Consider the following 9,579-nt stretch of genomic DNA (forward strand, 5'->3'; position numbering starts at 1 on the left):
TAGTAAATCTATATAAAAAATTATTTGTCAATATTATGAAACAATTTTTTATTAGTTACAACAGTAAGGATAGTGCTTGGGCGGAATGGATTGCTTGGCAATTAGAAGAGAAAGGTTTTACTACAGAACTACAAGCATGGGATTTCTTGCCCGGTGAAAATTTTGTACAAAGAATGCATCAAGCTACAACAGAAACAGTTAGTACAATTGCTGTGCTATCACCAAATTATCTATCAGCAAAATTTACACAACCTGAATGGAATGCTGCTTTTTCAAAAGACCCAACAGGGGAACATAGAAAACTGATACCAATTTTAGTGCAAAAATGCAATCTACAGGGTCTCCTTCCTCAGATTATTTATATAAATTTAACAGAGTTGACAGAAGAAGACGCTAAGAAGAAATTAATTTTTGAAATTAAAGAAACAAGATTAAAGCCTATGCTGCCACCGGTTTTTCCTGTCGAGTCATCTCCTCCAAAATTCCCAGGTGAACATAATAACAGAGACGATGTCAATATTACGGATAATATATTCAATATCTTGACAGTAATAAGAAATGAAATGCAAAATATGCATTTAAAAATTGATTCATTAATGGATAGGGTAGAAAAAACGGAAAGATTGATTTATCCTCCTTATTTTGAAATACCAAATATAAATGAATTGGCAACTATGGATTACTTAGGAAATATAGAAGGAAAAATAATTCTTATTAAGTCTGATCTTGATATACCAATACTGAAAGATGATTACGAAATAATTGATCATCCGAAATTTGAACGCGCTCAATTGACTCTCGACGAGGTTGTCAGAAAAGGCGGGAAGGTTGTACTACTTATAACTCAAGGGTTGAGCAAAACGCATTTTGATAAATTTACAATAGTTCCTCTGGATAAACATATTAAATTTCTTTTGAAGAAGAAATTATATACTGTTTATAACTATAACAATATTTACGAATTTGAAGGTATAAAGAAAAAAATAAAAGAGATGAAAAGCGGAGAGATTGTAATCCTTCCAAACCTTGCTACATTAACTGGAGATGAGGCTGTATTTTACAACACTAATTTTCAAGAGAGAAAATTTAACAACACAGGGATAGTAAGATTGCTCAACCCAATCTATGATTATTTTATAATGGATGATTTCAGATCAACTATCAAATGCTTGCCATCAAATGTAGGTTTTTCTGAGAACAAACCATCTTTTATAGGAAGAGGTGTTGAAAATGACTTGTCATCATTGTCGATGTTGATTAATCTTTGTAAATCGACAAAAGGCCAGAGGGTTTGTATCGCATGCAGCTCAAGACCAAAAGATTTAGAGATAATATTAACATTATTAGATGCAAAGTTATTTGATATTTTTTTGGTAGGGGGATACCCGGCACTCATTTTGCTTTTAGCAAATGGAATAGATATCGGCAAGATACAACATGCAGACGTTTACTCATCTTTTGATAAAGAATTGAATGCAGATATACTTATAGAAAAATTTGCAAAACCAATCATATCTAAACATTTTAACAAAATATACCTACCAAAAGATTTTGCTTTAGAAATTGATGACAAACGCATCGAAGTGTCCATTGAGAAACTTCCTGAGTATAACGCTAAGATTATGGATATTGGTTCTGCCACTATTGCATATTTTAGCAGATTAATTAATTCATCAGAATTAATTTTTCACTTTGGAATGTTAGGCAGATCTTATCCTCCGTTTAATACAGGAACTGTAGAAATTATAAAATCTATTGCTTCAAGCAATTCTGTATCTTTTCTTGCTGGAGATCATATAAATGGAATTGCGAGGAAGTTAAACGTAGATCATAAGATAAATTATAAAATTACAGGGGCGGAAACAACTAACCATTTTTTGACCGGAAAAAACCTTCCTGGTTTAGACATATTCAGGAATAAATGAAAGATTTATACGGTGTTGTGAGCGGACGATTCCAACCATTACATATTGGACATATGGAATATATATTGGAAGGATTAAATTTTTGTGATCATCTTATTGTTGGCGTGACCAATCCAGATCCATCCTTAACCTCAAAACATCAATCAAACCCTGAAAGGTCAATGCCTAATGCTAATCCATATACATATTGGGAGCGGAAATTAATGATAGAAAGAAGTTTAACAGAACGAGGTGTGTCATTGGGTAATTTTTCAGTTGTTCCTTGTCCAATTTCTTATCCAGAGTTAATAAAATATTATTTACCAAAAGATCCTCTTGTCTTGATAACGAAATATGATGAATGGGGGGAACATAAACATAATTTATTTAGCGGATTAGGGTATAGAGTTCTTGTTATGTGGAAACGTAATCTGTCAGATAAAGTTACTACTGGAACGTATATTAGAAACAGCATAATTGCAAAAGATAACAACTGGAAAAAATTTGTTCCAAATGCTGTGCATCAAATAATCAATGAATTAAGTCTGCAAAAAATATATAATAAAAATTTAACATATTTCACAATTTAATAATTGATGAAATGTCCATCCGTAACAGCAGTTCACGCGCAACAGGATCACATTCTGCATCTTGTTTTTGCCAATGGAGAAAATGGCGTTCTCGATATGAAGCCGTATCTTGAATTTGGAATTTTCTCCCGCATAAAGCATCCTGAATCGTTTGCCAAAGTAAAAGTTTCGTTCGACACCATAGAATGGGAATCTGGCGCAGACCTTGATCCTGAGTTTGTTTACAGTAAATGCCAGAAAATCAACAAATCAGTGAAAGAAAATGCTTGAACTCAATTTCACCAAAGGAACAGACGGCCTCCTTCCCGCCATCGCCCAAGACGCAGCCACCGGCGAAGTGCTGATGCTGGCCTATATCAACGAAGAATCGTGGCGGAAAACCATCGAGACCGGCAAGGCGCATTATTGGAGCCGCTCGCGCAACAAGCTCTGGCTCAAGGGCGAATCCTCCGGCCATGTGCAGATGGTGAAGGAAATTCTGGTGGACTGCGACTTGGACACCGTGGTGTTCAAGGTCGAGCAGCTTGGCGGCGCGGCTTGCCACACCGGCCATAAAAGCTGCTTTTACCGCCGGGTGCAAGGCGAGGAGCTGCTCGTCCAGGGCGAGCCGGTCTTTGATCCGGCCAAGGTGTATGGCTGATCGCAATCCAAGTTGCTATAATGCTTAAAGCAGCAGCTTGAATTGCAATTACCGAAATCGGAGCTGGCTCTTGCCGTGAATGCGTCCTGCGGCGTTCTTCAGCAGCTGCGGCAAAGGCTGGAACGATATGCTTCAGCGGCCTTCGGATGCGCAGAGGGCTGCTTAGTTTCATTTTAAAAAGGCGCGGCAAGCTGACAACAGAAACTCACATCATGACCGACATAACCACCCCTGACAAGCCTCTTGACTTCATCCGGCAGATTGTTGCCGAAGACCTTGCCTCTGGCAAGCACAGCAGCATTGTCACCCGTTTCCCGCCGGAGCCGAACGGTTTCCTGCACATCGGCCATGCCAAGTCCATTTGCCTGAACTTCGGCATTGCCCAAGAGAACAACGGCGTGTGCCACCTGCGCTTTGACGACACCAACCCTGGCAAGGAGTCGCTGGAGTACGTTGAATCCATCCAGCGTGACGTGCACTGGCTGGGCTTCAACTGGGGCGAGCATAAGTATTATGCTTCCGATTACTTCGGCCAGCTGCATGACTTCGCGGTGCAGCTGATCAAGCTGGGCAAAGCCTATGTCTGCCACCTGAGCGGCGACGAGATGCGCGAATATCGCGGCACACTGACCGAGCCAGGCAAAGACAGCCCGTACCGCAACCGCAGCGTCGAGGAAAACCTTTCTCTCTTCGCGCAGATGAAGAACGGCGAGCTGGAGGAAGGCACCTGCACGCTGCGGGCCAAGATCGACATGGCCTCGCCCTACATCATCATGCGCGACCCGGTCATCTACCGCATCCTCAAGAGCAGCCACCACCGCACGGGCGACACGTGGTGCATCTACCCGATGTACGATTTCTGCCATTGCCTCTCGGACATGATCGAAGGCATCACGCATTCCATCTGCACCTTGGAGTTTGAGAACAACCGCGCTTTGTACGACTGGGTATTGGACACGCTGCAAACGCCCTGTCATCCGCGCCAGTACGAGTTTGCCCGCTTAAACATCAATTATACCGTGATGAGCAAGCGCAAGCTGCTGCAATTGGTGCAGGAAGGCTATGTGGATGGATGGAATGATCCTCGGATGCTGACTATCTCCGGCCTGCGCAGGCGTGGTTATACACCTGCGTCTATCCGCAGCTTCTGCGCTACTGTGGGCGTGGGCAAGCGGGAGTCGTGGATAGACATGGGGGTTTTGGAAAATGCTGTGCGCGATGATCTCAACATCCATGCGCCAAGGGTGATGGGGGTTTTGGAGCCGCTCAAGGTGGTCATCACCAACTACCCGGAAGAGCAGGTGGAAGAAGTCGAGGGACAGAATCACCCGCAGAACCCGGACATGGGCACGAGGCGGCTTCCCTTCTGCCGTGAGCTGTATATTGAACGCAGTGACTATATGGAGAACGCGCCGAAGAAGTTCTTCCGCCTGTCCGAGGGCCGCGAGGTGCGCCTGCGTTATGCCTACCTGATCACCTGCCAGCACGCAGTGAAGAATGCCCAGGGCGAGGTGGTCGAGCTGCATTGCACTTACGATCCGGCCACCAAGGGCGGTTCGGCACCGGACGGACGCAAGGTCAAAGGCACCATTCATTGGGTCTCGGCGCGGCACGGCATTCCGGCCCGCGTCTGCCTCTATGACCGCCTCTTCACCGCCGAGCATCCAGATGCGGACAAGGAGCGCGACTTCAAGGACTTCCTCAATCCTGACTCCAAGAAGGTGCTGGACAACTGCATTCTGGAGCCGTCTCTTGCCAGCGCAACCTTGGCCGACCGCTTCCAGTTCGAGCGGCAGGGCTATTTCTGCCTGGACAGCAAAGAAAGCCTGCCGGGCAAGCAGGTGTATAACCGTATCGTCACCTTGAAGGATAGTTGGGCGAAAGTGAGTGGGGAGTGAATGATGCGGACGTGAACTGCACTGCGGATGAGTTGAAACAAATACGTTCAGCAACCAATTGGGATGCAGTTGACGCGCTGACTGACGATGAGCTGACTCGTGCCGCCTTGTCCGATCCAGACAATCCGCCCTTGGATGAGGAGACAGTCAGCCGAATGCGCCCGGCAGCGCAAGAGATGCCGGAGCGGGAGCGCGTCACGCTGACTCTCAACCATGAAGTTGTGGAGTTCTTCAGAAGCTGCGGCCAAGGCTGGCAAAACAAGCTGAACGATATTCTTCAGCGGTATGTGGATTCGCAGAGGGTGGCGTAAGCGGAAAAGTAATGCGGGATGCTTTTATTATGGCTATCATGAAGCAGCTTGTCCGGCAACAGAGTATATTCCATGCACATTTTTTTATGTGAGAACCCTACACACACTACACGGCTAAAATATGTTTGACTACGAGCAGTACGAACCAGTTCTTCTGAATATTCAAAAACATATTGTTCCTATCTATAGAGTAGGAGCCTCATTCAAAAGGAAATATGAATATTCAGGATGTGGTGTCTATTTAAAATTAAAAGATAAATACTACATAGCGACAGCATCTCATGTTATTGACGAGGATAATCTTAAAAACAATATGATCCATCTGACGAGAGAGGAGCTTGTAAGCATCCCTAAAAAAGTATTGAAAATATCTCACAACGAGGCTGATGTTGATATCTCTCTTATCTGTTTAGCAGAACAGCTGGAGATTTTTTCCCCTATTGAATTGATAAGTGACTCTATAGTTAATCGATCTGAAAATAGTATTCTTTTGGTTGGCTACCCTCAAAGTAAGGTTTCAATATCGAGCATAGGAGCATCTCATGAGCCTTTTGCTATGTTAACAGAAATTATAGATTTCCCTTCGCCGCCTACAGAGAAAACCAATCAAAAAATACACTTTTTCTGTGGATTTCAAAAGGAAAAAGTACTCCTTGGTGATGGGTCACTAAGTACAGTTCCAAATCCCAATGGCATGTCGGGAGGGCCTGCTATTGAATTAATAAGCAATGGAACATTTGGCTTCACCTATAAATTAATAGGAATAATGACAGATTGGGATAAGGAAAATGAAAGTTATATTCGCTGTTCCATGGCAAGGTTGATTAACCTCGCACCCCAGCCTTAAACCCTCCCCCCACCTCCCCCAAAAACATACCGAATAGTATCCCCAATACATACCAGTATGTACCGCCAATACATACTGGTATGTATTTTGCCGCCCATCTCCTTGCCGCGCCGCGCCCTATTTTGTTGACAAAGCGCAGACTCCGCCGTATCTTGGCTTGATCAGTCAAAACTGCTTGCATCATCACATCTTAAATCCGAACGGAGGGCATCATGGGAACTGTGCAATACCGCGTCGAACCGAATCCTTTGACCAAACCTGTCTCCTACAAGCTGCGCTTCATGCCGAAGCAGACAGCGGGCTATGACGAGCTGGCCGCCGCCGTTGCTAAGGAAACCGGCCAGAGTGCCGAGCAGGCCAAGGCGTTTCTCCAATCAGCGGTGCGGAATATCAAGCAGATGCTCGGCAACGGAATGCAGGTCACGCTGGAGGAAGCCTTCACCTTTGCCGCCCGTTTGAACAGCATCTCGGCCAGCCGCCCCTTTGTTCAAGACGGTGACGCTGGAACGGGTCACCAGCGGCGAAAAAGCCCCGGTCATCCTCTCCGCCGCAGACACCACGCTGGGCCTCCTGAACAACGTCCTCAACCCGGCTGGCGTGCTCCGCTTGACCGGCAGCAATCTTGCCTTTGACACAAGCAGCCCGGACTGCCGCTGCGTCATCGCCGGAACCCAGAGCGGCAGCCAGTTCGCCGTCTGCTTTTCCTTCTGCCGCTCATGTGACGGATTTTTCCCGCCTTGACCTGCTCCCGCGCCTCAGCTCTCGCCTTCCGCGCCTGCTCAAGGCTCATGTCGGGATATTCCCCCAGAACGCAGCAGGTTGACTCCTTGCCGTCCACTCTGAAACGGTAACGCCATGTGCTTTTGCCTGATTCGGCAACATGGAAATAAAGCCCCTGACCGTCGGGCAGCTTGTACGGCTTGTCTTTCGGCTTGGCTTGACGGATTTGAACAGCGGTGAGTTTTGACATGATGCGGCTGTTGAAAAAACAGACATGACTGTGCGGGTACATTATTCCTTTTATCAGATACCCGCAGTTATACCCGTTTCATGCAGCGGAAGTCAGCGCACTTTTTTTTTGGACATAACATAAAGAAAAAACCCGCTAACCAGTTAAGGTTTGCGGGTTTTATTAACTGCTATATTTAATTTAAAAAATGGTGCCGAAGGTCGGACTCGAACCGACACGGGAATCCCCACTACCCCCTCAAGATAGCGTGTCTACCAGTTCCACCACTTCGGCACACAAAGTCGTATACGAATTTATTCCGCCTTTTTCTCGGCAGGCGCGGTTTCCTGCTTCTTCTGCTCGGAAGCTGCTGGCGCAGCGGCCTGAGTCTGTTGTCCTGCTGCCGCTGGTGCGGCTTTCTGCTCAACAGGTACAACAGCTTTTTCAACAGCCGGAGGCGCAGACTGCTCTTGCTGCGGAACAGCGGCAGTCGGCTCGGCTGCTTTCTGCGCAGGAACCGCCGGTTCAGCTTCAGTCTTCGCGGCTGGCTGCTCTGTCGGCATCGGGATTGTCACCGGAGCTTCCTTTTTCTCCGGCGCGGCAGCCTCTTTCGCAGGCAGCTGGCTCATCACAGAGCCGGTGCTTTTATGCGCGGAAAGATAGGCCAGCGTCACCGAGGTGCCCATGAAGACTATCGCGGAGAACGTCGTTATCTTATTCAGCAGCGGCAGAGGGCCTTCGCTTCCGAAGAGCGTCTGGCTTGAACCGCCGCCAAAAGCTGCTCCGGCATCCGCTCCTTTGCCGTGCTGCAAGAGCACAATGGCAATCAGGAAGAAGCAGACGATAACGTGGATGATAATCAGCAGTGTTGTCATTGAAAATGAATAATCCGCTCAAAGGCCCCGGCGTTGAGCGATGCGCCGCCCACCAAAACCCCGTCGATGTCGGCTTGGGCCATGAGGCTGTCAACGTTTTCCGGTTTGACCGAGCCACCATACAGTATTTTGACGCGCTCGGCAAGTGTTTTTTCATACAAGCGGCTCAAAACAGCGCGGATGAAGGCGTGCGCCTCCTGCGCCTGCGCGTTGCTGGCCGTTTTGCCGGTGCCGATGGCCCAGACCGGCTCGTAGGCGACGACCACGCTGTCCATCTGCGCGGCGGTCACGTCGGCCAATCCCTGCGCGAGCTGCTCCTCAACCACGGTGAAGGTGCTGCCTGCCTCGCGTTCGGCCAATGTTTCGCCGACGCATAAAATAGGCAGCAGGCCGAACTGCAAGGCCGCCCGCAGCCGCCGGTTGATCATCGCGCTGCTTTCGCCGAAGACATGCCGCCGCTCGGAATGGCCAATAATCACCATCTCCGCCCCGGCATCCAAAAGCATCGGCGGCGAGATTTCACCAGTGAAGGCCCCTTCTTTTTCCCAGCCTACGTTCTGGGCCGCGACCTTGACCGGCGAGCCAGCCACAGCCTCTTTAACCGCAGCCAAGGTGGTGAAGGGCGGGGCGATCATCACCTCGCGGTCAGACAGCCCTTTGCTGGCCGCAGCCACTGCCGAGGCCAAGGCAACGGCCTCAGCCTTGGTCAGATACATTTTCCAGTTGCCTGCGATCAGTGGTGTTCTGGTCATATTGTGTTCGCCCTTTATCATCGTATTGCTTTGATCAAACAATCCATTTTAGAAAGCCAATAATAGCTGACGGCAAAAGTGCGGCTATAAATAGCACAGACACGCAACCGCCTCCTGATGGTTTAACTTGCGGTTGAGATTGAAGCCATTTTTGATGGCAGCTCGAACAATAAAGTTTGGTAAATCCTCTGCGCCATGCTTCAACGGTACGATCTGAATGCGTTGATATTTTCGCACAACGAGCGCATTTAAATGTTTTGCTTTCTGGAAATTTTGGCGGAAAGAATATCGCTTTGATTGCCACCGATAAAACAAGTACTACAGCAACAATTATGATTATTGTTGTCTCCAATTAAGCCTCTTTTCGTTGTATTAAAAAAGCGGGGCAGGCACGGGTGTCTAATGATTCATCACATCTTCAAAGCGGCTGTTTCTTCTGAGCAAGCATCCAGCCCTGCTCAATCGAAAACAGCCGTTCAAAGCCTCTTCTGAGAACAAGCCAGCCCGGAGGCCCGTTATTCCTGATGTGGCCTCCGAGTTCGGCGATTGCCCGGAGAGCGTGTCCGGCGGACATCATATCCGGCTCTTCCTGTTTCTTTTCCCGGAGCAGCTCTTTCAAAACAAGAAGCTGGGTGCGGGTCAGCACTTTTTCCGCCGGTTCTTCCGGGGAGCTGCGGGCGAGCCATCGGAGCAGCAGCATCTGCCATGCGACTGCGGTTTCGATGGCCAGCAGCACAAGCAAGGCTCGGCCGCTTTCCAGCTGATGCTCCTGATGGCGGCAGCCGGTTTTCAGAGCTTTGAAAAACTCTTCAA

12 protein-coding genes, 1 tRNA gene and 1 pseudogene are annotated in these 9,579 nt (G+C 47.8%); 8 read left to right on the top strand and 6 right to left on the bottom strand.

The window, feature by feature from the left end; all coding sequences use genetic code 11:
* The first annotated feature begins 35 nt into the window (after nt 1-35).
* From pgk to ACNKH3_RS05560, 8 genes are all read left to right on the top strand, one after another.
* On the top strand, nt 36-1,925 hold the full coding sequence (gene pgk, locus ACNKH3_RS05525; RefSeq protein ID WP_420208525.1) for a phosphoglycerate kinase: 1,890 nt from the start codon (nt 36-38) through the stop codon (nt 1,923-1,925).
* Complete coding sequence (locus ACNKH3_RS05530) at nt 1,922-2,494, top strand: adenylyltransferase/cytidyltransferase family protein (RefSeq protein WP_420208526.1); 573 nt, start codon at nt 1,922-1,924, stop codon at nt 2,492-2,494. Before pgk ends, ACNKH3_RS05530 begins: the two co-directional genes overlap by 4 nt.
* 6 nt (nt 2,495-2,500) lie before the next feature.
* Entirely contained in the window at nt 2,501-2,764 is a 264-nt protein-coding gene (locus ACNKH3_RS05535; protein ID WP_420208527.1) for a DUF2442 domain-containing protein, read from the top strand.
* A complete protein-coding gene (gene hisI, locus ACNKH3_RS05540) occupies nt 2,757-3,134 on the top strand; it encodes a phosphoribosyl-AMP cyclohydrolase (protein ID WP_420208528.1) in 378 nt (125 codons plus the stop codon). Before ACNKH3_RS05535 ends, hisI begins: the two co-directional genes overlap by 8 nt.
* Nucleotides 3,135-3,346: 212 nt before the next feature.
* Nucleotides 3,347-5,032: a glutamine--tRNA ligase/YqeY domain fusion protein gene (locus ACNKH3_RS05545; protein ID WP_420208529.1), complete on the top strand. Its 1,686-nt coding sequence runs from the start codon at nt 3,347-3,349 to the stop codon at nt 5,030-5,032.
* Between the two features lie 32 nt (nt 5,033-5,064).
* On the top strand, nt 5,065-5,343 hold the full coding sequence (locus ACNKH3_RS05550; RefSeq protein ID WP_420208530.1) for a BrnA antitoxin family protein: 279 nt from the start codon (nt 5,065-5,067) through the stop codon (nt 5,341-5,343).
* A 121-nt stretch (nt 5,344-5,464) separates the two neighbouring features.
* Nucleotides 5,465-6,190 (top strand): hypothetical protein, encoded by a 726-nt coding sequence (locus ACNKH3_RS05555; protein WP_420208531.1) that lies wholly within the window; start codon nt 5,465-5,467, stop codon nt 6,188-6,190.
* Nucleotides 6,191-6,402: 212 nt separating this feature from the next.
* The gene (locus ACNKH3_RS05560; protein ID WP_420208532.1) at nt 6,403-6,822 is read left to right on the top strand and encodes an HU family DNA-binding protein; all 420 of its coding nucleotides are present in this window, start codon (nt 6,403-6,405) and stop codon (nt 6,820-6,822) included.
* A 26-nt stretch (nt 6,823-6,848) separates the two neighbouring features.
* Here the strand turns inward: ACNKH3_RS05560 and ACNKH3_RS05565 are convergent, their stop codons facing one another.
* The 6 genes and pseudogenes from ACNKH3_RS05565 to ACNKH3_RS05590 all read right to left on the bottom strand — a co-directional run.
* Nucleotides 6,849-7,160: an Arm DNA-binding domain-containing protein gene (locus ACNKH3_RS05565; RefSeq protein WP_420208533.1), complete on the bottom strand. Its 312-nt coding sequence runs from the start codon at nt 7,158-7,160 to the stop codon at nt 6,849-6,851.
* A gap of 188 nt (nt 7,161-7,348) precedes the next feature.
* Nucleotides 7,349-7,433 (bottom strand) — tRNA-Leu (locus tag ACNKH3_RS05570).
* A gap of 20 nt (nt 7,434-7,453) precedes the next feature.
* The gene (secG, locus tag ACNKH3_RS05575; RefSeq protein ID WP_420208534.1) at nt 7,454-8,014 is read right to left on the bottom strand and encodes a preprotein translocase subunit SecG; all 561 of its coding nucleotides are present in this window, start codon (nt 8,012-8,014) and stop codon (nt 7,454-7,456) included.
* A complete protein-coding gene (tpiA, locus tag ACNKH3_RS05580; RefSeq protein ID WP_420208535.1) occupies nt 8,011-8,766 on the bottom strand; it encodes a triose-phosphate isomerase in 756 nt (251 codons plus the stop codon). The genes secG and tpiA overlap by 4 nt, the downstream gene beginning before the upstream one ends.
* Nucleotides 8,767-8,800: 34 nt before the next feature.
* A complete protein-coding gene (locus ACNKH3_RS05585) occupies nt 8,801-9,118 on the bottom strand; it encodes a hypothetical protein (RefSeq protein WP_420208536.1) in 318 nt (105 codons plus the stop codon).
* 66 nt (nt 9,119-9,184) lie between these two features.
* Nucleotides 9,185-9,579: pseudogene (locus ACNKH3_RS05590) on the bottom strand (transposase); the annotation flags it as partial.

Origin of the sequence: Candidatus Electronema sp. JC (assembly GCF_048287365.2) — a bacterium.
GTDB lineage: Bacteria > Desulfobacterota > Desulfobulbia > Desulfobulbales > Desulfobulbaceae > Electronema.